This window comes from Mesorhizobium sp. M1E.F.Ca.ET.041.01.1.1 (assembly GCF_003997355.1).
Classification (GTDB): domain Bacteria; phylum Pseudomonadota; class Alphaproteobacteria; order Rhizobiales; family Rhizobiaceae; genus Mesorhizobium.
Map to the genome: position 1 here is coordinate 1 of NZ_RZSL01000044.1, position 21,307 is coordinate 21,307.

21 protein-coding genes and 1 pseudogene are annotated in these 21,307 nt (G+C 65.4%); 17 read left to right on the plus strand and 5 right to left on the minus strand.

Going from position 1 to position 21,307, the window contains the following annotated elements; genetic code table 11:
* Both EOA38_RS40230 and EOA38_RS06405 read right to left on the minus strand, forming a co-directional pair.
* A pseudogene (locus EOA38_RS40230) lies at positions 1 to 100 on the minus strand (DUF1328 domain-containing protein); the annotation flags it as partial.
* 65 nt (positions 101 to 165) lie between these two features.
* Entirely contained in the window at positions 166 to 1,176 is a 1,011-nt protein-coding gene (locus EOA38_RS06405) for an MBL fold metallo-hydrolase (protein ID WP_127298771.1), read from the minus strand.
* Between the two features lie 133 nt (positions 1,177 to 1,309).
* Between EOA38_RS06405 and EOA38_RS06410 the strand changes: the two genes are divergently transcribed.
* The 14 genes from EOA38_RS06410 (at position 1,310) to EOA38_RS38995 (ending at position 15,871) form a co-directional block, all read left to right on the plus strand.
* A complete protein-coding gene (locus EOA38_RS06410) occupies positions 1,310 to 1,753 on the plus strand; it encodes a VOC family protein (RefSeq protein ID WP_245480783.1) in 444 nt (147 codons plus the stop codon).
* A gap of 190 nt (positions 1,754 to 1,943) precedes the next feature.
* Positions 1,944 to 2,501 (plus strand): protease inhibitor Inh/omp19 family protein, encoded by a 558-nt coding sequence (locus tag EOA38_RS06415; protein ID WP_245480784.1) that lies wholly within the window; start codon positions 1,944 to 1,946, stop codon positions 2,499 to 2,501.
* 247 nt (positions 2,502 to 2,748) lie between these two features.
* A complete protein-coding gene (zapE, locus tag EOA38_RS06420) occupies positions 2,749 to 3,942 on the plus strand; it encodes a cell division protein ZapE (RefSeq protein ID WP_127298772.1) in 1,194 nt (397 codons plus the stop codon).
* A gap of 500 nt (positions 3,943 to 4,442) precedes the next feature.
* Positions 4,443 to 5,411 (plus strand): malate dehydrogenase, encoded by a 969-nt coding sequence (mdh, locus tag EOA38_RS06425; protein WP_126091185.1) that lies wholly within the window; start codon positions 4,443 to 4,445, stop codon positions 5,409 to 5,411.
* A gap of 24 nt (positions 5,412 to 5,435) precedes the next feature.
* A complete protein-coding gene (gene sucC, locus EOA38_RS06430; protein ID WP_126091186.1) occupies positions 5,436 to 6,629 on the plus strand; it encodes an ADP-forming succinate--CoA ligase subunit beta in 1,194 nt (397 codons plus the stop codon).
* A 4-nt stretch (positions 6,630 to 6,633) separates the two neighbouring features.
* A complete protein-coding gene (locus EOA38_RS06435) occupies positions 6,634 to 7,005 on the plus strand; it encodes a cupin domain-containing protein (protein WP_126091187.1) in 372 nt (123 codons plus the stop codon).
* Between the two features lie 2 nt (positions 7,006 to 7,007).
* Positions 7,008 to 7,505 carry a DUF1579 family protein gene (locus EOA38_RS06440; RefSeq protein WP_127298773.1) on the plus strand — a complete coding sequence of 166 codons (498 nt, stop codon included), beginning with the start codon at positions 7,008 to 7,010 and terminating at the stop codon, positions 7,503 to 7,505.
* A 12-nt stretch (positions 7,506 to 7,517) separates the two neighbouring features.
* Complete coding sequence (sucD, locus tag EOA38_RS06445; protein WP_127298774.1) at positions 7,518 to 8,420, plus strand: succinate--CoA ligase subunit alpha; 903 nt, start codon at positions 7,518 to 7,520, stop codon at positions 8,418 to 8,420.
* Positions 8,421 to 8,565: 145 nt separating this feature from the next.
* Positions 8,566 to 11,553, plus strand: coding sequence for a 2-oxoglutarate dehydrogenase E1 component (locus EOA38_RS06450; protein ID WP_127298775.1), 2,988 nt, complete (start codon positions 8,566 to 8,568; stop codon positions 11,551 to 11,553).
* Positions 11,554 to 11,603: 50 nt separating this feature from the next.
* Entirely contained in the window at positions 11,604 to 12,884 is a 1,281-nt protein-coding gene (gene odhB, locus EOA38_RS06455) for a 2-oxoglutarate dehydrogenase complex dihydrolipoyllysine-residue succinyltransferase (RefSeq protein WP_127298776.1), read from the plus strand.
* A gap of 35 nt (positions 12,885 to 12,919) precedes the next feature.
* Positions 12,920 to 13,432: a hypothetical protein gene (locus tag EOA38_RS06460; RefSeq protein WP_126091192.1), complete on the plus strand. Its 513-nt coding sequence runs from the start codon at positions 12,920 to 12,922 to the stop codon at positions 13,430 to 13,432.
* Positions 13,429 to 14,184, plus strand: a complete 756-nt coding sequence (locus EOA38_RS06465) for a glucose 1-dehydrogenase (protein WP_127298777.1) — start codon at positions 13,429 to 13,431, stop codon at positions 14,182 to 14,184. Before EOA38_RS06460 ends, EOA38_RS06465 begins: the two co-directional genes overlap by 4 nt.
* 24 nt (positions 14,185 to 14,208) lie before the next feature.
* The gene (lpdA, locus tag EOA38_RS06470) at positions 14,209 to 15,615 is read left to right on the plus strand and encodes a dihydrolipoyl dehydrogenase (RefSeq protein ID WP_127298778.1); all 1,407 of its coding nucleotides are present in this window, start codon (positions 14,209 to 14,211) and stop codon (positions 15,613 to 15,615) included.
* Between the two features lie 88 nt (positions 15,616 to 15,703).
* Complete coding sequence (locus EOA38_RS38995; protein ID WP_189434524.1) at positions 15,704 to 15,871, plus strand: hypothetical protein; 168 nt, start codon at positions 15,704 to 15,706, stop codon at positions 15,869 to 15,871.
* A gap of 303 nt (positions 15,872 to 16,174) precedes the next feature.
* On the opposite strand, the gene EOA38_RS06480 is transcribed toward EOA38_RS38995, so the two are convergent.
* Both EOA38_RS06480 and EOA38_RS06485 read right to left on the minus strand, forming a co-directional pair.
* Complete coding sequence (locus EOA38_RS06480; RefSeq protein WP_127298780.1) at positions 16,175 to 17,239, minus strand: TraB/GumN family protein; 1,065 nt, start codon at positions 17,237 to 17,239, stop codon at positions 16,175 to 16,177.
* Between the two features lie 71 nt (positions 17,240 to 17,310).
* Positions 17,311 to 18,249, minus strand: coding sequence for a tyrosine recombinase XerC (locus EOA38_RS06485; RefSeq protein ID WP_127298781.1), 939 nt, complete (start codon positions 18,247 to 18,249; stop codon positions 17,311 to 17,313).
* 97 nt (positions 18,250 to 18,346) lie between these two features.
* Between EOA38_RS06485 and rimM the strand changes: the two genes are divergently transcribed.
* Both rimM and trmD read left to right on the plus strand, forming a co-directional pair.
* Positions 18,347 to 18,943: a ribosome maturation factor RimM gene (gene rimM / locus EOA38_RS06490; RefSeq protein ID WP_127298782.1), complete on the plus strand. Its 597-nt coding sequence runs from the start codon at positions 18,347 to 18,349 to the stop codon at positions 18,941 to 18,943.
* Positions 18,940 to 19,641, plus strand: a complete 702-nt coding sequence (trmD, locus tag EOA38_RS06495; protein ID WP_127298783.1) for a tRNA (guanosine(37)-N1)-methyltransferase TrmD — start codon at positions 18,940 to 18,942, stop codon at positions 19,639 to 19,641. The genes rimM and trmD overlap by 4 nt, the downstream gene beginning before the upstream one ends.
* Here trmD and EOA38_RS06500 read toward each other — a convergent pair.
* Entirely contained in the window at positions 19,623 to 20,375 is a 753-nt protein-coding gene (locus tag EOA38_RS06500) for a sulfite exporter TauE/SafE family protein (RefSeq protein WP_126091200.1), read from the minus strand. The genes trmD and EOA38_RS06500 overlap by 19 nt on opposite strands.
* Positions 20,376 to 20,681: 306 nt before the next feature.
* Between EOA38_RS06500 and rplS the strand changes: the two genes are divergently transcribed.
* Positions 20,682 to 21,200 carry a 50S ribosomal protein L19 gene (rplS, locus tag EOA38_RS06505; RefSeq protein WP_126091201.1) on the plus strand — a complete coding sequence of 173 codons (519 nt, stop codon included), beginning with the start codon at positions 20,682 to 20,684 and terminating at the stop codon, positions 21,198 to 21,200.
* The last annotated feature ends 107 nt before the right edge of the window (positions 21,201 to 21,307 follow it).

Sequence of the window (21,307 nt, forward strand, 5' to 3'; positions counted from 1 at the left end):
GGATGCGCGCGCCCAAGGCGGCGGCGCCGGCCAGCGCCGGCATGCCGAGCAGGCTCGCGGCCGCGGCGACAATCAGAAGAATGATGATCCACTTGATCATGAGACGGGCTCCCTGCCGAATTGTGTCAAGGAAGCAACGCGGCTTTGCGCTTCAGGTTCCGCGACCTAGGCCGACGGCACGTCCCACACTTCGCCCGGACGCATGGCGCGGAAACGCTCGTGCGAAAAGCCTTCGGCCGCCAATGCCTCGGCCAGCCTTTGCGCCGGCTCGTCGATCGGCTCGTCGGTGAGCTGGAAGGTGCCCCAGTGGCAGCCGGCGGCGTGGGCGGCGTTGCACAGCGTCATGCCCTGCACGGCTTCCTCCGGGTTCTGATGCTGCGGCGCCATGAACCAGCGCGGCTCGTAGGCGCCGATCGGCAGGATGGCCAGCCGAAAGCCGCCGTGTTTTTCCGCCATCAGCCGGTAGTTGGTCCCGCCATGGAAGCCGGTGTCGCCGGCGAAATAGACCTTGCCGCCCGCCGTCTCGATCACGAAGCCCGCCCACAGCGCCATGCGGCGGTCGCGCGCCCCGCGCGCCGACCAGTGATGCGCCGGCTCGATATGGATCGCGGCGCCGTTGCCGACCTCGATCCTGTCGCCCCAGTCATGCGCCGTGAGCCTTATGCCGGGCACGGCGCTGCCGATGATGGCGTCGTTGCCGAGCGGCGTGACCACCAATGGATCATGGCTGCGCTTCAGCCGCCGCAGCGTGGCGAGGTCGAGATGGTCGTAGTGGTTGTGGCTGACCAATACGAGATCGAGCGGCGGCAGGTCGGAGAAGGCAATGCCTGGCGCATTGACCCGTTTCGGGCCGGCGAAGGCGAGGGGCGAGGCGCGCTCGGACCAGACCGGGTCGATCAGAATGTTCAATCCGGCGGTCTGGACGAGCAGCGAGGCGTGGCCGACCATGATGAGCCGCAGCATCTTGCCTTCGACGCGTCTGTCCGGCTTCGCTTGCGGATAAGGGCTTGGATGGGCCGCCGGCCATTTCGAGCGCCCGCCGTTCAATTGCCATTTGAGAAGATCGGCGAAGCGCCCGGGCGGCTTGCCGTCGGGATTGAAGAACAGGGCGCCGTCGAAATGGTCGCTGGGCGGGCCGCTGTAATAGCGGTTGGCTGCTCTCTTTCCGGCGGCCATCGTCTCTCCCGTCCGCTCTGTTCCACTTCTCAGAAATAAGGTCGCGGCCGACTGGCGCAAGCATTTCGCTGGCGAATGCCAAGGGCCGGGGGCCGGCCTCGTATAGGGTCGGTGGCGTGGAAGGGACAACGCCGTGGCAAAGAAACGAACCAAGACGCCGTGGATGAAGGCCGAGGATTTCGGCCGCTCGCTGCCGCGTGGGGTGGGCGTGAACCTCTTGGTCACCGACATGGCGGCGATGGAGGCCTTCTGCCGCGACGTGCTCGGCGCCGAAATCATCTATGCCGACGAGGATTTCGCGGCGATCGCGCTGCTGGGCTCGATCTTCATGCTGCATGCCGACCATAGCTTTCTCGACAATCCGATGACCGGCGTCATCGCCGGTGCCGAGACGCGCGGCGCCGGCATCGAATTGCGCCTTTATGGCGCCGATCCGGACGCGGTGGAGAAAAAGGCGGCGGCACTCGGCCACATCGTGCTTGCCGGCTCGATCGACAAGCCGCATGGCTTGCGCGAATGCTACATCGTCGGCCCGGACGGCTATGTCTTCGTGCCCTGCGCGCGCCTGCAAGCCTGAAATTTCAATATGTTACGACCCAGACTCCCGGCGTGATCCGGGCGCCCGACGCCTTGCGATAAATTTGCAACACCAGTTCCGAAAACCCTATTTTAACCATATCGGGTTGAAATTCTGCCACCTTCGCCATCTTGGTGAAGCAGGTGTTTTACGCGGACGGCGCCCCCCACCGGATCCGACGGAGGTTGGAATGACTTTTTCGATGACCCGCACTTTTTCGAAAACGGGCCTCTTGGCCGTATCGCTGGCCGCGCTCGTCGCGAGCGGCTGCTCGACCTCGCGGTTCTCGTCGATGGACGACCAGCAGCCGGCGCCGCTGACGCCGGCGCCCTCCGGCACGGTGACGCAGAACCAACTGCCACCACCGGCCGCCCCCGGCACCACCGATCCATCGCAGTTTCCGACGGCGCCGGCGAACAACCAGGTCGCCTCGCTGCCGCCGAATGGCGCGGCGCCCGCGGGCGCCACGGACCTGACCGCGGCCAGCGTCGCCGGCGTCTGGAACGTCAACGTCTCCGGCCAGAGCTGCAAGGTGGCCACACCGCAGACCAAGTTCGGCGCCGGCTATCGCGCCGGGCCGCTGCACTGCCCGGCTCCGGTCGACGGCATCAAGTCATGGAACGTCGCCGGCAAGCAGCTGACGCTCTATGACGAAAACGGCGGCGCGCTGGCCAGGCTCTATTCCTCCGGCGGCGAAAAGTTCGACGGCCAGACTTCCAATGGGCAGCCGATCTCGCTTACAAGGTAAGGGTGTGCTGATATTCAGGTGATGCCGGCCTGCGAACGGCGGCTTCCGGCCTTCGCCGGCCGAAGCACTTATGACTGGCGCGGAAGTCAAATTGAGGCTATGGCCGGCGTAGGCCGGTGCTCACGTACTTTAAGTACGCTCCGCTCCGGTTCTCGTAAGCCACCATTCTCGGCTCGGCCTGACCTGAATCTCAGCACACCTTGTCGCCCTCTTTAGAGCATTCTGCTCAATATTAATGACGTGACCTATGCATCTGCGTGACGGCCTCCAGACCCATGTGACCGTCAGGCAGCGCTACGACCATCTGGTCGAGACGGGCACGACCGAGCGCGACCCGGCGCAGGAGCGCATCGTCGCCGCGCTCGACCGCCTGACCGACGAGATTTCCGCGAAACGGCTGGCGCAGAAATCCAGCTCGCTGGGCTGGCTGTTCGCGCGCAAAAAGCAGCCGCGCGAGGTGGTGAAGGGCCTCTATATCTATGGCGGCGTCGGGCGTGGCAAGACCATGCTGATGGACATGTTCTTCGAGCTCTTGCCGGTCAGGCGCAAGCGCCGCGTCCATTTCAACGATTTCATGGCCGACGTGCAGGACCGCATCCAGAAGCACCGGGCGGCGCGCAAGAATGGCGACGTCAAGGAGGACGATCCGATCCCGCCGGTGGCGCGCGCGCTGGCCGACGAAGCCTGGGTGCTGTGCTTCGACGAGTTCTCCGTCACCGACATCGCCGACGCGATGATCCTGTCGCGGCTGTTCTCGGCGCTGTTTTCCAACGGCGTCGTGCTGGTCGCCACCTCCAACGTGGCGCCGGAGAACCTTTATCGCGACGGGCTGAACCGGCAGCTCTTCCTGCCTTTCATCGGCCTGCTCGAACGCAATACGCATGTGCTGACGCTCGATGCCGAGAAGGACTACCGGCAGGAAAAGCTCAGCCGCCTGCCGGTCTATGTCACGCCGGCCGATGAGGCGGCCGACCGCGCGCTCGACGAGGCCTGGGAGGCGATGACGCAAGGCATGCCGTCGGCAGAAGTGACGATCACGCTGAAAGGGCGGCACCTGGTCGTGCCGCGCGCCGCAGGCGATGCCGCCCGCTTTTCCTTTACCGACCTCTGCGAGAAGCCGCACGGCGCGCGCGACTATCTGGCGATCGCCGGCCGTTTCTCGACCGTCTTCATAGATCATGTGCCGGTGCTCGGCGAAGGCAAGCGCAACGAGGCCAAACGCTTCATCCTGCTCATCGACACGCTCTACGACCATCGCATGCGGCTGGTGATGAGCGCAGCCGCCCAGCCCTCCGAGCTCTACACCGCCAAGCGCGGCACGGAAGTGTTCGAATTCGAGCGCACCGCCTCGCGGCTGATCGAGATGCAGAGCCACGACTGGCTGGAAGGCTGGGCGGAACGGCGGCAGGTCGAGGCGCCGGCAGAGGTTCGGCAGGCGTGAGGGTAGGGATATTGTTTCGCTACCCTCCTGCATCGCAGGAGATTGGCGAAACCCGGCGCGACGGCCGATCTCCCTCCTTGAGGGGGAGATGGCCGGCAGGCCAGAGGGGGTCGGTTCGACCGGGCTCGACGCAGACCGCGTCGGCGCTTCACGCGCGGTGACCCCCTCTGTCGCCTTTGGCGACATCTCCCCCTCGAGGGGGGAGATTTGGCGCCCGCATCACAAGGGCGTCATCGCCGGGATGAAGCCTTCTGATTTCGACGTCCATCGTGTAAGTTCTCCTCAGTCGGCTCAAGAATTTTGACGTTTACGTAATTCCCAAACCATCTAACCGATTGAAAACACTAGGGTCAAAATAATCGTTTGAATTTTTTGCACACCGGAGCTATTCGGTGCGGCGAAATCTCGCGGGTCCTCGCAGCATTCCAGCCTCCTCGACGCCGTCATCAAGTCTGCAAGGATTTGGGGCACGGTCACACACAAAGGGAAACCATCCTGACATGGCACGCAACAAGATAGCGCTCATCGGCTCGGGCATGATCGGCGGCACGCTCGCCCATATGATCGGCCTCAAGGATCTCGGCGACGTGGTGCTGTTCGATATCGCCGAGGGCATTCCGCAGGGCAAGGGCCTCGACATCGCCCAGTCCTCGCCGGTCGACGGGTTCGACGCCAGGCTGACCGGCGTCAACGACTATGCCGGCATCGAGGGCGCGGATGTGTGCATCGTCACCGCCGGCGTGCCGCGCAAGCCGGGCATGAGCCGCGACGACCTCTTGGGCATCAACCTCAAGGTCATGGAACAGGTCGGTGCGGGCCTGAAGAAATACGCGCCGAAGGCTTTCGTCATCTGCATAACCAATCCGCTCGACGCCATGGTCTGGGCGCTGCAGAAATTCTCCGGCCTGCCGACCAGCCATGTCGTCGGCATGGCCGGCGTGCTCGACAGCGCCCGCTTCCGCTATTTCCTGGCCGAAGAGTTCAAGGTCTCGGTCGAGGACGTCACCGCCTTCGTGCTCGGCGGCCACGGCGACAGCATGGTGCCTATGATCCGCTATTCGACGGTGGCGGGCATCCCGCTGCCTGACCTCGTCAAGATGGGCTGGACTTCGAAGGAGAAGCTCGACCAGATCGTGCAGCGCACCCGCGACGGCGGCGCCGAGATCGTCGGCCTCTTGAAGACCGGCTCGGCCTATTACGCGCCGGCGGCCTCGGCGATCGCCATGGCCGAATCCTATCTCAAGGACAAGAAGCGCGTGCTGCCCTGCGCGGCGCACCTGTCCGGCCAATATGGCGTCAAGAACACCTATGTCGGCGTTCCGGTGGTGATCGGCGCCGGCGGCGTCGAGCGCGTCATTGAGATCGACCTCGCCAAGGCCGAACAGAAGATGTTCGACAATTCGGTGGCGGCCGTGCAGGGCCTGACCGAGGCCTGCACCAAGATCGCCCCGCATCTCGCCGGCAAGTAATCGTCCTCCCCGGAGACCAAGCGCATGAACATTCATGAATATCAGGCCAAGGCGCTGCTGAAGTCGTTCGGCGCGCCGGTAGCGGACGGCGTTCCGGTGTTCAAGGCAAGCGAGGCGGAAGCCGCCGCCAAGGCGCTGCCCGGCCCGCTCTACGTGGTGAAGAGCCAGATCCATGCCGGCGGCCGCGGCAAAGGCAAGTTCAAGGAACTCGGCCCCGACGCCAAGGGCGGTGTGCGGCTGGCGAAGTCGGCGGCAGAGGTCGTGGCCAACGCCAACGAGATGCTCGGCCACACGCTGGTCACCAAGCAGACCGGGCCGTCCGGCAAGCAGGTCAACCGCCTCTATATCGAGGACGGCGCCGACATTGAGCGCGAGCTCTATCTGTCGATCCTGGTCGACCGTTCGGTCGGCCGCATCGCCTTCGTCGTCTCGACCGAGGGCGGCATGGACATCGAGGCGGTGGCGCATGACACGCCGGAAAAGATCCTCACCGTCGCCATCGACCCGGAGAAGGGTGTCTCGGCGGATGACGTGAAGAAGCTCAACGCCGCGCTGAAGCTCGACGGCGATGCGGCACAAGACGGCGGCACGCTGTTCCCGATCCTCTACAAGGCCTTCGTCGAGAAGGACATGAGCCTGCTCGAGGTCAACCCGCTGATCGTGATGAAGAACGGCCATCTGCGCGTGCTCGACGCCAAAGTGTCGTTCGACAACAACGCGCTCTTCCGCCATCCGGACGTGATGGAGCTGCGCGACACCACCGAAGAGGACGAGAAGGAGATCGAGGCGTCGAAATACGACCTCGCCTATGTCGCGCTCGACGGCAATATCGGCTGCATGGTCAATGGCGCCGGACTTGCCATGGCGACGATGGACATCATCAAGCTCTACGGCGCTGAGCCGGCTAACTTCCTTGATGTCGGCGGCGGCGCCTCCAAGGAGAAGGTCACGGCGGCGTTCAAGATCATCACCAAGGATCCGGCGGTCGAAGGCATCCTGATCAACATCTTCGGCGGCATCATGAAATGCGATGTCATCGCCGAGGGCGTGATCGCCGCGGTCAAGGAAGTCGGGCTGAAGGTGCCGCTGGTCGTGCGGCTGGAAGGCACCAATGCCGAGCTCGGCAAGAAGATCATCAACGACAGCGGCCTCAACGTCGTGTCGGCCGACGACCTCGACGACGCGGCCAAGAAGATCGTCAAGGCGGTGAAGGGCTGAGCGGATGCCTCCGCGCAAGATAAACCTGGTCGAAGCGGCGGACGCGAAGATCGCCAAGGTCTTCGATCCGCACATTGCCGGCGATGTCAATGACAGCCAGGCCAAGGTCGCCAAGTTCGGCGAGGTGTTCGACTGGCACGCGCATGACAATGAGGACGAAGCCTTCCTCGTGCTGCGCGGCCGCATCGCCATCGACTTCCGCGATGGGCCGGTCGAGCTCGGCGAGGGCGATTTCATCGTCGTGCCGCGCGGCGTCGAGCACCGGCCGCGTTCACTCACTGCCGAGCCGGTGGTGCTGATGTTCGAGCCGGCGACGACGCTCAACACCGGCAACGCCAAGAGTGACCTCACCGTCACCGATCTGAAGCGGCTCTGACCATGAACGCGGCGCCTTTCTCCTCCCTCTCGGCCGATCACCAGCGCCTGCAGGCGCTGGTCGGCGCGTGGCGTGGCGAGGAAGATGTTGCGGCCACGCAATGGACCGATGCCGGCGCGGCGACTTCGGAAGTGCTGGCCGAGGCGCAGTTCGGCGGCCTGTTCGTGGTGCAGCGCTATCGCCAGCGCCGCGACGGCACGGTTTCGTTCGGCGCGCACAACGTGTTCGGTTTCGATCAGCCGAACAGCCTCGTCACCATGCATCAGTTCGATTCGATGGGTTTCGTGCCGGCGGCACCGGCTACGGGCACATGGAGCGGCAACGAGCTGGTGCTGGAAAGGTCGTCGCCGCGCGGCGCCGCCCTCGTGACTTACAGCTTTGACGGCACTGATACCTATCGCATGAAACTTCAGTTCAAGCCCGCCGGCAGCGATGCCTGGCAAGACATGGTGAGCGGGCTCTACCGGCGCGTTTCGCCTTCCTCGATCAACGGTTTTTAGAAAAGGGCCGCGATGTCCATTCTCGTCGACAAGAACACCAAGGTGCTGGTCCAAGGCCTGACCGGCAAGACCGGCACGTTCCACACCGAGCAGGCGCTGGCCTATCACGGCACCAAGATGGTTGGCGGCATCCATCCGAAGAAGGGCGGCGAGACCTGGACCGGCTCCAAGGGCGAGGGCCTGCCGATCTTCGCCACCGTCGCCGAGGGCAAGGAAAAGACCGGCGCCAACGCCTCCGTCGTCTATGTGCCGCCGGCGGGCGCGGCCGAAGCCATTCTCGAGGCGATCGAGGCCGAGATCCCGCTGATCGTCTGCATCACCGAGGGCATCCCGGTGATGGACATGATCAAGGTCAAGGCGCGGCTCGACCGCTCGAAGTCGCGGCTGATCGGCCCGAACTGCCCGGGCGTGCTGACGCCCGACGAATGCAAGATCGGCATCATGCCCGGCAACATCTTCCGCAAGGGCTCGGTCGGCGTTGTTTCCCGCTCGGGAACGCTTACCTATGAGGCGGTCTTCCAGACCAGCAATGTCGGCCTCGGCCAGACCACCGCTGTCGGCATCGGCGGCGACCCGGTCAAGGGCACCGAGTTCATCGACGTGCTGGAGATGTTCCTCGCCGACGACGAGACCAAGTCGATCATCATGATCGGCGAGATCGGCGGCTCGGCCGAGGAAGACGCCGCGCAGTTCTTGAAGGACGAGGCCAAGCGCGGCCGCAAGAAACCGATGGCGGGCTTCATCGCCGGGCGCACGGCGCCGGCCGGCCGCACCATGGGTCATGCGGGCGCGGTGATCTCCGGCGGCAAGGGCGGCGCGGAAGACAAGATCGCGGCGATGGAATCGGCCGGCATCAAGGTTTCGCCGTCGCCGGCACGGCTCGGCACGACGCTGGTCGAGGCGATCAAAGGTTAAGGCAGTAGTGAGTAGGGCAGTAGTCAGTAGTGAAAAAGGGACGAACGGGTGAGTAGCAGCTGAGCGGGGATTTCCACCTTCCACTCACTACTGACTACTCCCTATTCCCCTCGAAAGGAGACGGAGCCAGGCTCCGCAGACGAAAATGGCAAGACAAGATCAGGCCAACGACCAATTCTCGCTCACCTCGTTCCTCTATGGCGGCAATGCCGATTACATCGACGCGCTCTATGCCGCGTATGAGGACAACCCTGCCTCCGTCGATCCGGAATGGCAGGACTTCTTCGCGGCGCTGAAGGACGACGCCGGGGATGTGCGCAAGAACGCCAAGGGCGCTTCCTGGGCGAGGCCTTCCTGGCCGATGCAGGCCAATGGCGAGCTGGTCTCGGCGCTCGACGGCAATTGGGGCCTGATCGAAAAGCACATCGAAAAGAAGGTGAAGGACAAGGCGGTCGTCAACGGCGCGGTCCTTTCCGACGCCGACGTGCACCAGGCGACGCGCGATTCCGTGCGCGCCATCATGATGATCCGCGCCTTCCGCATGCGCGGCCATCTGCACGCCAATCTCGACCCGCTCGGCATCGCCAATCCGCTCGAGGACTATAACGAGCTCTCGCCGGAGAATTACGGCTTCACTGAAGCCGACTATGACCGGCCGATCTTCCTCGACAATGTGCTCGGGCTCGAATTTGGCACCATCCGGCAGATGCTGGATATCCTCACCCGCACCTATTGCTCGACCCTTGGCGTCGAGTTCATGCACATCTCCGACCCGGAAGAGAAGGCGTGGATCCAGGCGCGCATCGAGGGCGCCGACAAGGAGATCACCTTCACCGCCACCGGCAAGAAGGCGATCCTGTCGAAGCTGATCGAGGCGGAAGGCTTCGAACAGTATATCGACGTCAAGTACAAGGGCACCAAGCGCTTCGGCCTCGACGGCGGCGAGTCGCTGATCCCGGCGCTGGAGCAGATCATCAAGCGTGGCGGCCAGCTCGGCCTGAAGGAGGCCGTGCTCGGCATGGCGCATCGCGGCCGCCTCAACGTGCTTTCCCAGGTGATGGCCAAGCCGCACCGCGCCATCTTCCACGAGTTCAAAGGCGGCTCGGCCGCGCCCGACGACGTCGAGGGCTCGGGCGACGTTAAGTACCATCTCGGCGCCTCGTCGGACCGCGAGTTCGACGGCAACAAGGTGCACCTGTCGCTGACGGCCAACCCCTCGCATCTGGAGATCGTCGACCCCGTCGTGATGGGCAAGGCGCGCGCCAAGCAGGATCAGCTCGCCGGGCGCGAGCGCGGCGAGATCGTGCCGCTTTCCGAACGCGCCAAGGTGATGCCGCTCTTGCTGCACGGCGACGCTGCGTTTGCCGGCCAGGGCGTGATCGCGGAGATGTTCGGGCTGTCCGGCCTGCGCGGCCATCGCGTCGCCGGCACGCTGCATTTCATCATCAACAACCAGATCGGCTTCACCACCAATCCGCGCTTCTCGCGCTCGTCGCCCTATCCGTCGGATGTGGCCAAGATGATCGAGGCGCCGATCTTCCACGTCAACGGCGACGATCCGGAAGCGGTGGTGCATGCCGCGAAGGTCGCGACCGAGTTCCGCATGAAGTTCCACAAGCCGGTGGTGGTGGACATGTTCTGCTATCGCCGCTTCGGCCACAACGAGGGCGATGAACCGGCCTTCACGCAGCCGATCATGTACCGCAGCATCCGCACCCATAAGACGGTGGTGCAGGTCTACGCCGACAGGCTGATCGCCGAAGGCCACATCACCCAGGCCGAGGTCGACAAGATGCGGGCCGACTGGCGCGCGCATCTGGAGCAGGAATTTGAAGTCGGCCAATCCTACAAGCCGAACAAGGCCGACTGGCTGGACGGCGCCTGGTCCGGCCTGCGCACCGCCGACAACCAGGACGAACAGCGGCGCGGCAAGACCGCGGTGCCGGTCCGCACGCTGAAGGAAATCGGCAAGAAGCTGACCGAGGTGCCGAAGGATTTCGAGGCGCACAAGACGATCCTGCGCTTCCTCGAGAATCGCCGCCAGGCGATCGAATCCGGCGAAGGCATCGACTGGTCGACCGCCGAGGCGCTGGCCTTCGGCGCGATCCTGCTCGACGGCAATCCGATCCGGCTCTCCGGCCAGGATTCGGAGCGCGGCACCTTCTCGCAGCGCCACTCCGTGCTCTACGACCAGCGCGACGAGACCCGCTACATCCCGCTCAACAATCTGTCGGCGGCGCAAGCCGGCTACGAAGTCATCAACTCGATGCTGTCGGAAGAGGCGGTGCTCGGCTTCGAGTACGGCTACAGCCTGGCCGAGCCGAAGGCGCTGACGCTTTGGGAAGCGCAGTTCGGCGATTTCGCCAACGGCGCCCAGGTGGTGTTCGACCAGTTCATCTCCAGCGGCGAACGCAAGTGGCTGCGCATGTCGGGTCTGGTCTGCCTGCTGCCGCACGGCTATGAGGGCCAGGGGCCGGAGCACTCGTCGGCACGCCTCGAGCGCTTCCTGCAGCTCTGCGCCGAGGACAACATGCAGGTGGCCAACGTCACCACGCCCGCCAACTACTTCCACATCCTGCGCCGGCAGTTGAAGCGCGATTTCCGCAAGCCGCTGATCCTGATGACGCCGAAGTCGCTGCTGCGCCACAAGCGGGCGGTGTCGATGCTGTCGGAAATGTCGGGCGAGAGCTCGTTCCACCGGCTTTTGTGGGACGATGCGCAGCTTCTGCCCAACCAGCCGATCAAGCTCACCAAGGACTCCAAGATCCGTCGCGTCGTACTCTGCTCGGGCAAGGTCTATTACGACCTCTACGAGGAGCGCGAGAAGCGCGGCATCAACGACATCTACCTGCTGCGCGTCGAACAGCTCTATCCGTTCCCGGCCAAGGCGCTGATCACGGAACTGTCGCGCTTCCGCAATGCCGAGATGGTGTGGTGCCAGGAGGAGCCCAAGAACATGGGCGCCTGGTCGTTCATCGACCCCTATCTCGAATGGGTGCTGGCGCATATCGACGCCAAGCATCAGCGGGTGCGCTACACCGGCCGTCCGGCCTCGGCCTCGCCGGCGACAGGGTTGATGTCGAAGCACCTCAGCCAACTCGCCGCCCTGCTCGACGACGCGCTGGGTGAATAGGCAGAGCGGACGAAACAGACCTCAGGAAGAGAAAAGAACGGACAGGCACAATGGCTACCGAAATCCGCGTCCCCACACTCGGCGAATCCGTCACCGAGGCGACCGTCGGCAAGTGGTTCAAGAAGGTCGGCGACGCGATCGCCGCCGACGAGCCGCTGGTCGAGCTCGAAACCGACAAGGTGACGGTGGAGGTGCCTGCCGCGGGTGCCGGAACGCTTGCCGAGATTGCCGTCAAGGAAGGCGAGACGGTCAATGTCGGCGCGCTGCTCGGTTCGATTTCGGCTGGCGGCGCCGCCGTCGCGCCGGCAACCAAGCCGCAGGCGGGGGCGCAGGCCTCGAGCCCGGACGCCGCGTCCACGGTCAAGCAGGCCGTGGCCGAGACCGCCAAGATGGCCGGCGACGCCGGTCCGATCGAGCCGCGCACCATGCCGCCGGCGCCGGCCGCCGCCAAGCTGATCGCGGAGGCCAATCTCTCGGTCGACCAGCTCTCCGGCTCGGGCAAGCGCGGCCAGGTGCTGAAGGGCGACGTGCTCGACGCGATCGCCAAGGGCGCGCCGTCGCAGCCGGCCGAGGCGCCGAAAGCGGCGCCCGCGCCCGTCGCTGTCCGCGCCCCGTCCACGCCGGACGACGCCTCGCGCGAGGAGCGCGTGCGCATGACCAAGCTGCGCCAGACGATCGCGCGCCGCCTCAAGGAGGCGCAGTCGACCGCCGCCATGCTCACCACCTTCAACGAGGTGGACATGAGCGCGGTGATGGCGCTTCGGGCCAAGTACAAGGACGTGTTCGAGAAGAAGCATGGCGTGAAGCTCGGCTTCATGGGCTTCTTCACCAAGGCGGTGACGCATGCGCTGAAGGAGATCCCGGCGGTCAACGCCGAGATCGACGGCACCGACATCATCTACAAGAACTTCGCCCATGTCGGCGTCGCCGTCGGCACCGACAAGGGCCTGGTGGTGCCCGTGGTGCGCAACGCCGACCAGATGTCGATTGCCGAGATCGAGAAGGAGATCGGCCGGCTGGGGCTCGCCGCGCGCGACGGCAAGCTCTCGGTTGCCGACATGCAAGGCGGCACCTTCACCATCTCCAATGGCGGCGTCTATGGGTCGCTGATGTCGACGCCGATCCTGAATGCGCCGCAGTCCGGCATCCTCGGCATGCACAAGATCCAGGAGCGGCCGATGGTGGTCGGCGGCCAGATCGTCATTCGCCCGATGATGTATCTGGCGCTCTCCTATGATCACCGCATCGTCGACGGCAAGGAAGCGGTGACCTTCCTCGTGCGCGTCAAGGAAAGCCTGGAGGATCCCGAGCGGCTGGTGCTCGATCTCTGAGTGGCCAGGGTGGCGGCGCGCGATCGGGGCGGCGAATGACAGCCCGTCTGCTTGGCGCCGCCAGACCGGTCGTGCTTGCGGCCAGCGCGGCTCTCGTGGCGGCCGATGCCCAGGCCGCATGCCCGATCCAGCTCGCCGTCTATGGCGAGGCGCAAAGCGGCGCCGAGATCGACTTCACCCCGACCGGCACCTCGGCGACGATCACCAACAGCTTCCGCATGATCCTCGACAACAATACCGTGCTCGACGGCATCGCCATGTGGACCGAGGGCTCCGCCTCGCGCCCGCACGGCTCGCTGATGTACAAGTGCCCGACCGGCGACGTCACCGGCGAGGAGCTTGCCGCCTGCACGGTCTGGGAAGGTGTCATCTACAGGGCGGATGAGAAGGGCGGCGTCGGCCTGCTGCCGGCCGAGGGCGCCGATGCGCCGAAAAGCCTGATCTTTCCCGATCTCGGGCCGTCATTGCAGATGTCGGCCGCTTACGGTCCAGCCGGCTTCTCCAAAGTGCCGTGGGACGTCTTTACCCTGAAGGGCTGCCAGGAATGAGCACGCACAAGAAGACGCTGCTGGTCACCGGCGGCAGCCGCGGCATCGGCGCCGCCATCTGCCGGCAGGCAAATCAGGCCGGCTATCGCGTTGCCGTCAACTATGTCTCCAACCAGCTTGCCGCCGATGCGCTCGTCGCCGAGCTCGAAGACGCCGGCGGCGAGGCCTTCGCGGTCAGGGGCGACGTCGGCGACGAAGCCGATGTGATCGCGATGTTCGAAACGGTGGACAAAGCCTTCGGCCGGCTCGACGCTTTCGTCAACAATGCCGGCATCGTCGACGTCAAGGCGCGTGTCGACGAGATGAGCGCCGAGCGGGTCGAGCGCATGATGAGCATCAACGTCGTCGGCTCCTTCCTCTGCGCCCGCGAGGCGGTGAAACGCATGTCGACCCGCCACGGCGGCAAGGGCGGCGCCATCGTCAATCTGTCCTCGGCGGCGGCGAGACTCGGCTCGCCCGGCGAATATGTCGACTATGCCGCCTCCAAGGGCGCGATCGACACGCTGACGATCGGGCTGGCGCGTGAAGTCGCGCTGGAAGGCATCCGCGTCAACGCGGTCAGCCCCGGCATCACCGAGACCGAGATCCATGCCTCCGGCGGGCAGCCGGAGCGCGTGGCGCGGATGCAGGACATGCTGCCGATGAAACGGGCGGGCACGGCCGATGAGGTCGCCAGCGCGGTTCTCTATCTTCTGTCGGACGCGGCCTCCTATGTAACGGGCGCGATCCTCAATGTGAGCGGCGGCCGCTGAAGGCCGGATAAGAAGGACAGTCTCATGGCTTATGACGTCGTAATCATCGGATCGGGACCGGGCGGCTATGTCTGCGCCATCAAGGCGGCGCAGCTCGGCCTGAAGACGGCGGTGGTCGAGAAGAACGCCACCTTCGGCGGCACCTGCCTCAACATCGGCTGCATCCCGTCGAAGGCGCTGCTCCACGCCTCCGAGATGTTCGCTGAAGCCGGCCATGCCTTCGATGCGCTCGGTGTCGAGGTCGGCGCGCCGAAGCTCAACCTGAAGAAGATGCTGGCGCACAAGGATGCGACGGTGGCGTCCAACGTCAACGGCGTCGCCTTCCTGTTCAAGAAGAACAAGATCGACAGCTTCCGCGGCACCGGCAAGGTGGTTTCCGCCGGCAAGGTGTCGGTGACCGGCGAGGATGGCAAGGTCGAGGAGCTCGAGACCAAGAACATCGTCATCGCCACCGGCTCCGACGTCGCCGGCATCCCGGGCGTCAAGGTCGACTTCGACGAGAAGGTGATCGTGTCTTCCACCGGCGCGCTGTCGCTGGCCAAGGTGCCGGGCCACCTCGTGGTGGTCGGCGGTGGCGTCATCGGGCTGGAGCTCGGCTCGGTCTGGGCCAGGCTTGGCGCCAAGGTCACGGTCGTCGAGTTCCTCGACACCATCCTCGGCGGCATGGACGGCGAGGTGTCGAAGCAGTTCCAGCGCCTGCTGTCCAAGCAGGGTTTCGAGTTCAAGTTAGGGGCCAAGGTCACCGATGTGGCCAAAACCAAGAAGGGCGCTAGCGTGACGTTCGAGCCGGTCAAGGGCGGCGCGGCCGAAACCATCGAGACCGACGTCGTGCTGGTCGCCACCGGACGTCGCCCCTATGCCGACAGCCTGGGGCTGAAGGAAGCGGGCGTCGATGTCGACGAGCGCGGCCGGGTCAAGACCGACGGGCATCTGAGGACCAACGTGCCCGGCATCTACGCCATCGGCGACGTCATCGCGGGGCCGATGCTGGCGCACAAGGCCGAGGACGAGGGCGTGGCGGTGGCCGAGACAATCGCCGGCCAGGCCGGCCATGTGAACTATGACGTCATCCCGAGCGTCGTTTACACCAGCCCGGAAATCGCCTCCGTCGGCAAGACCGAGGAGGAATTGAAGAAGGCCGGCATCGACTACAAGGCGGGCAAGTTCCCGTTCAGCGCCAACGGCCGTGCGCGCGCCATGCTGCACACCGACGGTTTCGTGAAGATCCTGGCCGACAAGGCCAGCGATCGCGTGCTCGGCGTCCATATCGTCGGCTTCGGCGCCGGCGAGATGATCCACGAGGCCGCGGTGCTGATGGAATTCGGCGGCTCCTCGGAAGACCTCGCCCGCACCTGCCACGCGCACCCGACGATGTCGGAAGCGGTGAAGGAAGCGGCGCTGGCGACGTTCTTCAAGCCGATCCATATTTAGCTGCGCGCCACGCGCCGGCGCCGAACGCCCATCGAAGGCGTGGTTGCCACCAAACAATGCGGCCCGCCTTTCGGCGGGCCGTTTGTCGTTGAGCTTTAGCCTGATTACTGAGCCGGGGCAGGCGCTGGGGCCGGAGCGGGCGCAGGTGCCGGTGCGGGAGCCGGTTCAGGCGCAGGTGCAGGTGCCGGCGCAGGAGCAGGCGTTGCAGGCGCCGGCTCAGGAGCCGGAGTTGCAGGCGCGGGGGCCGGCGTCGTAGCTGCCGGCGGCTCGGCGGGCGCCGGGGCCTTCTCGCCGCCGCTTCTGCCAAAAACATAATACGCAACAATGGCCAGGATAATGACAACAAGGGCGATCAGCCACCCGCTGCCGCCGCCACCCGACGAGGGAGGCGTGCTCGGAGGGGTGAAGGGGTCGTTAGGGTTCGCCATGAACGGTGTCCTCCTTGGAATGAAAGGCTTCAATCAACAGCCATCAACGCGCGATCCCGCAATCGGTTTCACGCAGGCGGACGGAAAGCGCTGAAAAAACGGCGTTTTCCGCTCTCCAGCCGCCAGACGACTCAGTTGACGGCGGTAACACTATACCCTGCCTTGCGGAAATCCTCGACCAGTCCTTCGGGCCCCGGCAGATGCATCGCGCCGACCGCCATGAAGACGTTGCCCTTGGCCAGAATCGGCTCGGCATGCTCCACCATCACCTTGTTGCGGCTGGTGATCATGGTCTGCTCGAAGGCGGCATAGCCGGCCTGGTCGTTTTCGGCCTCGGGCAACACGGTGCGAAACAGCGGCCAGAACATGCCGATCTCGCCACGCTGGTAGAGCACGATCATGGTCTCGTTGAGGTCGTTGGCCTTGTCGCCGAGCCTCAGCGTATCGACCAGCCCCTTCATGTGAAAGGCAAGCGGCAGCGAAGCCATGGCGCGGAGCTGACCGGCAACGGTTTCCAGACCTTCGACCGCCTTGCCGTTCGCCTTTGCGTCCGTGGCCAGCTTGACGTCGAGCACCGGTGCTCCCGCGGTCTGACGCGCCACTTCGCAGGCGGGAAGCGCCACCATGGCCGAAAGGATCCACGGCTTCATCTTGGCGACCGTCGCGGGCGGGATGCCGCGCGCATCGAGCCCCTTGTTCAGCACCGCCGCGTCCTCGGGCGACAGCAGCGAGGACAGCGTTGTGTTGTCGGTGAACATCATCAGGCCGGGCTCTGCGGCGATTGCCGCCATCATCTTGCTCTTGTCGAGCACTTCGGTGGTTTCGATGATGACGGTGTCGGCGCCGTCATAGGCTTTCTGCGCCGCGGCCGGCAGCGTGGTGACGCGCGCGTCGGTCATGTGCATGGTGCCGAAGAGATAGGACGGTTTTTCGCCTGATTTCTCCAGCTTCCACAGCAGGCCCTTGCCGTTGGGAACGGCGGCTGCCTCGGCCTCGACCTTCTTGAAGGCAGCAGGGTCGCTCTTTGCCAGACTTGCCAGCAGATCGGAGCCGCCGCAGGCGGGAGCCTCGGCATGCGCCCTGCCGGCCAGCAGCAGGACGATGAGAAACGACAGGAAAAACAGCACGTTGAGCGCTGCGAGCAGCTTCAACGAGACAAGAGCCGCGCGGTCGGCGATGGCGATGACGCGTTTCATGAGGAGCTTCTTAAGCTGAAAAAGCGGCAAAACGGTTAACCGGGCGACCGAAATTTTCGCTGCAGTTCCGCTCAGGCACGCGGATGCGACCGTTCGTAGATATCGAGCAGCCTCGCCGTGTCGACGCCGGTATAGACCTGCGTGGTCGACAGGCTGGCGTGGCCGAGCAGCTCCTGGATGGTGCGCAGGTCGCCGCCGCGGCCAAGCAGATGCGTGGCGAAGGAATGGCGCAAGGCATGCGGCGTCGCCGTGTCCGGTAGGTTCAGCGCCGAGCGCAGCTTCGCCATCTCGCGCTGGACGATCGCCGGGTTCAGCGGCCCTCCGCGCGCGCCGCGGAACAGCAGGCCCTTGGGGTCGATAGGGAAGGGACAGAGCCGCCGGTATTCGGCAACCGCTCGCTGCGCCACCGGCAGCACCGGCACCAATCTTGTCTTGCCGCCCTTGCCGGTGACGCGCAGCACGGTGTCGACTTCCGTGGCCAGATCGGCGCCGGTGAGCCCAAGCGCTTCGGAGATGCGTAGTCCGGAGCCGTAGAGCAGCGTCAGCACGGCGGCGTTGCGGGCGGCGATCCATGGCTCTTCCGCCAGCTGCCCCTCCATGCCAACGACCTGCTTCGCATCACTCGCCGTCAGCGGCTTGGGCAGCGATTTCGGCTGGCGCGGCGCGCGCAGTGCCGCCGCACCCGCCGCGTTGACGAGGCCGCGCCGTTCGAGAAAGCGCAGCAGCGAGCGGATGCCGGCGAGGCCGCGTCCCAACGTGCGGGCGCCGGCGCCGCCATTGCGGCGCGCGGCGAGGAAGCCGCGCAGATCGGCCGGCCGCAGGTCGGCGATATCGGCGATGCCGGGCGGACCGCCGCAATGTCCGGTCAAAAAGTGCAGGAACTGGCGCGTGTCGCGCTCATAGGCTTCGACCGTCTCAGGCGACAGCCGGCGCTCGCGCGCCAGCATCTTAAGCCAGTTCTCGCGCGCCGCCTGGAGGTCGGGCTTTGCCGGGATGAGGAATTCCTGCATGGCGGCATATTCCGGCGGGGAGGTTAGGAACCGGTGAAGAGCGCGTCATTGAAATGACAGCCATAGGGGGGTAGAGCAGGGCAAAGGAAGTGACGCCATGTCGAAGCTCGAGAACCCCGTCCAGATGGCCGTGATCGGCGCCGCGCATGGCATCAAGGGCGAATTGCGGGTGAAGACCTTCACCGGCGATCCGCTGGCGCTCGCCGACTACGGGCCGCTCCAGGCCAAGGACGGCCGAGCCTTCCAGATCCTCGACATCAGGCCGGCCGGCACGGTGGTGGTGGTGCGCTTCAAGGGCGTCAACGACCGCACCGCCGCCGAGACGCTTGCCGGCACAGAACTCTTCGTCGACCGCTCGGTGCTGCCGGACGACGGCGAGGAGGACGAATTCTACCACGCCGACTTGATTGGCCTGGAGGTCAGGGACGAAACAGGGGCCATCGGCAGGGTTGTCGCCGTGCACAATTTCGGCGGCGGCGACATTCTCGACGTCACGCTCGCCGGCCGCAAGGGCGTGCTGATCCCGTTCACCCAGGCCGCGGTGCCGCATGTGTCGATCGCCGACGGCTTTGTTCAGGTCGATCCGCTGGCGGCGGGTCTGGTCGGCGACGAGGATGGCGAGGCGCCAGGCCATTCCGGCTTCGATCCGAAAGGCCGGCCGCGCGGACCGAAGGATGCCGGGGGCAACCGTTGAGCTTTGCCGCCTCGGTGCTGACGCTCTATCCCGAAATGTTTCCGGGCGCGCTCGGCCTGTCGCTCGCCGGCCGCGCGCTTGAAGCCGGCACCTGGTCGCTGGAGGCGATCCAGATCCGCGATTTCGCCCCCGACAGGCATCGCACCGTCGACGACACGCCGGCCGGCGGCGGCGCCGGCATGGTGATGCGCGCGGACGTGCTGGCCAAGGCCATCGATCACGTTTCGCCGGCCGGCGATCCACGGCCGCGCCTGTTGATGAGCCCGCGCGGCAGGCCACTCACCCAGGCGCGCGTGCGCGAGCTCGCCGCGGGGCCTGGCGCGGTGATCCTGTGCGGCCGCTTCGAGGGCGTCGACCAGCGGCTGATCGAGGCGCGCGATTTGGAGGAAGTCTCGATCGGCGATTTCATCCTGTCGGGCGGCGAGCCGGCGGCATTGGTGCTGCTCGACGCCGTGGTCCGACTGCTGCCCGGCGTCATGGGCAACGCCGTCTCGGGCGAGGAAGAAAGTTTCGAGAACGGCCTGCTCGAGCATCCGCATTACACGCGGCCGCAGGAGTTCGAAGGCCGGCAAATCCCCGAGGTGCTGATCTCCGGCAACCACAGGAAGATCGCCGAATGGCGGCGCGCCGAGGCGATTAAGTTGACCAGGGAGCGGCGGCCGGATCTGCTGGCAGGCACTCACCCCTTGGTGAAGTAGTAGAAGGCCAGGAGCAGGCCGACGGCGACGACGAAGCCGCGCACCACGCCTTGCGGCACGCGCTTGGCGATCCACACTCCGGCATAGCCCCCGAGCGCGACGCCCGGGATCATGACGATCGCCTGCGGCCAGGCGACGACGCCTCCGGAAACGAAGACCAGAATGGCGACGACCGCGATCACGATGGACAGCATGTTCTTCAACGCGTTCAGGCGATGATAGTCGCCGGCTTGCGTCAGGCCGAGGGTCGCCAGCATCATGACGCCCATGCCGGCGCCGAAGAAGCCGCCATAGACCGCGGTCGCGAACTGCGCAAGCGAACCGGCAAGCGAGCCGACCGAGGCCTGGTGCTCCGGCCCGGCCGCCGGTTTCAGCCACGGCCCGGCGGCGAACAGGGCGGTGGCGGCAATCAGCAGCCACGGCACCAGCGCCCGGAACGACGGATTGGTGAGCGCCAGCAGGATGAGCGAGCCGGCCAGCGCGCCGAGGGCCGAGATCAGGCAAAGCAGCAGCGCGCCGCGCCAGAAATGCCGGATATCGGTCCAATAGGCGAGCGTCGAGGTGATGTAGCCTGGCAGCTGCGTCACCGAGGAAGTGGCGTTGGCGGCGATCGGCGGCAGTCCGACCAGCGTCATGGCGCCGAAGGTGAGGAAGGTGCCGCCGCCGGCGACCGCGTTGGCGGCGCCCGAAGCAAAACCCGCGACAAAGAGCAGGACGGCATCGAAGAATGTCATTGAGGAAACACCAAGGGAATGAACTTTCCCCGCTTAGGAACCTTGCGCGGCTGACGCAACCGACACGGCGACAATAAGATGGTGCCATGCAGGCAAAAAATGTGCTTCAAAGACGTGACAAAGTGCCGAAATAGCGGTATGTGGCCGCCCGAACCGGAAGAACGATCTTCTGGACCCGTCAACAATGGCGGTGTAGCCGTCCCTGCCCAATGCTTTCGGCAAAGGGCATAGCCGAGCGGTCAATGGAACTGCAAGGCGAGCCGAGGACGCTCTGACTGTCGGAAGAACAAGAAGTGGATTTTTGAGATGGACCTCATCCGTCAGCTCGAGGCCGAACAGGCCGCCAAGATCGAAGCCAAGCGCAAGCTGCCCGAATTCCAGCCCGGCGACACCGTGCGCGTCCAGGTGCGCGTCACCGAAGGCAGCCGCACCCGCGTCCAGGCCTATGAGGGCGTCGTCATCGCCCGCTCAGGCTCCGGCTTCCAGGAGAATTTCACCGTCCGCAAGATTTCCTACGGCGAAGGCGTCGAGCGCGTTTTCCCGATCTATTCGCCGATGGTCGAGGGCGTCGAGATCGTGCGCCGCGGCAAGGTGCGCCGCGCCAAGCTCTATTACCTGCGTGACCGCCGCGGCAAGTCGGCCCGCATTTCGGAGAACACCGGTGTGCGCGCCCGCAAGCTGAACGACGAGGAGCGCGACGCTCTGAACGCCGAGCGCGCCCGCATCGAGGCCGAGAAGGTCGCCGCCGCCGAGGCGCTGGCCGTCGAGAAGGCCGCGCAGGACGCCGCCGAGAAGAAGGCTGCCGAGGCCGCTTCGGCCGAGTAAGGCTTTTCGATAGACGCGTTTCGGAAAGGCGGCTTCGGCCGCCTTTTTTCGTTTTGACCACGGGTCTGCTCGACCTCCCGGGCAAGCAGCGTCGCGTTCCTTCATAC

Coding starts and splice junctions, on each gene's coding strand:
- rimM (WP_127298782.1), top strand. CDS start 18,347: ATGTCGAAGCTCGAGAACCCCGTCCAGATGGCCGTGATCGGCGCCGCG.
- EOA38_RS06440 (WP_127298773.1), top strand. CDS start 7,008: ATGAACGCGGCGCCTTTCTCCTCCCTCTCGGCCGATCACCAGCGCCTG.
- EOA38_RS06485 (WP_127298781.1), bottom strand. CDS start 18,249: ATGCAGGAATTCCTCATCCCGGCAAAGCCCGACCTCCAGGCGGCGCGC.
- EOA38_RS06450 (WP_127298775.1), top strand. CDS start 8,566: ATGGCAAGACAAGATCAGGCCAACGACCAATTCTCGCTCACCTCGTTC.
- EOA38_RS06460 (WP_126091192.1), top strand. CDS start 12,920: ATGACAGCCCGTCTGCTTGGCGCCGCCAGACCGGTCGTGCTTGCGGCC.
- zapE (WP_127298772.1), top strand. CDS start 2,749: ATGCATCTGCGTGACGGCCTCCAGACCCATGTGACCGTCAGGCAGCGC.
- EOA38_RS06435 (WP_126091187.1), top strand. CDS start 6,634: ATGCCTCCGCGCAAGATAAACCTGGTCGAAGCGGCGGACGCGAAGATC.
- sucC (WP_126091186.1), top strand. CDS start 5,436: ATGAACATTCATGAATATCAGGCCAAGGCGCTGCTGAAGTCGTTCGGC.
- EOA38_RS06415 (WP_245480784.1), top strand. CDS start 1,944: ATGACTTTTTCGATGACCCGCACTTTTTCGAAAACGGGCCTCTTGGCC.
- EOA38_RS06500 (WP_126091200.1), bottom strand. CDS start 20,375: ATGACATTCTTCGATGCCGTCCTGCTCTTTGTCGCGGGTTTTGCTTCG.
- odhB (WP_127298776.1), top strand. CDS start 11,604: ATGGCTACCGAAATCCGCGTCCCCACACTCGGCGAATCCGTCACCGAG.
- EOA38_RS06465 (WP_127298777.1), top strand. CDS start 13,429: ATGAGCACGCACAAGAAGACGCTGCTGGTCACCGGCGGCAGCCGCGGC.
- EOA38_RS06405 (WP_127298771.1), bottom strand. CDS start 1,176: ATGGCCGCCGGAAAGAGAGCAGCCAACCGCTATTACAGCGGCCCGCCC.
- EOA38_RS06480 (WP_127298780.1), bottom strand. CDS start 17,239: ATGAAACGCGTCATCGCCATCGCCGACCGCGCGGCTCTTGTCTCGTTG.
- rplS (WP_126091201.1), top strand. CDS start 20,682: ATGGACCTCATCCGTCAGCTCGAGGCCGAACAGGCCGCCAAGATCGAA.
- lpdA (WP_127298778.1), top strand. CDS start 14,209: ATGGCTTATGACGTCGTAATCATCGGATCGGGACCGGGCGGCTATGTC.
- mdh (WP_126091185.1), top strand. CDS start 4,443: ATGGCACGCAACAAGATAGCGCTCATCGGCTCGGGCATGATCGGCGGC.
- sucD (WP_127298774.1), top strand. CDS start 7,518: ATGTCCATTCTCGTCGACAAGAACACCAAGGTGCTGGTCCAAGGCCTG.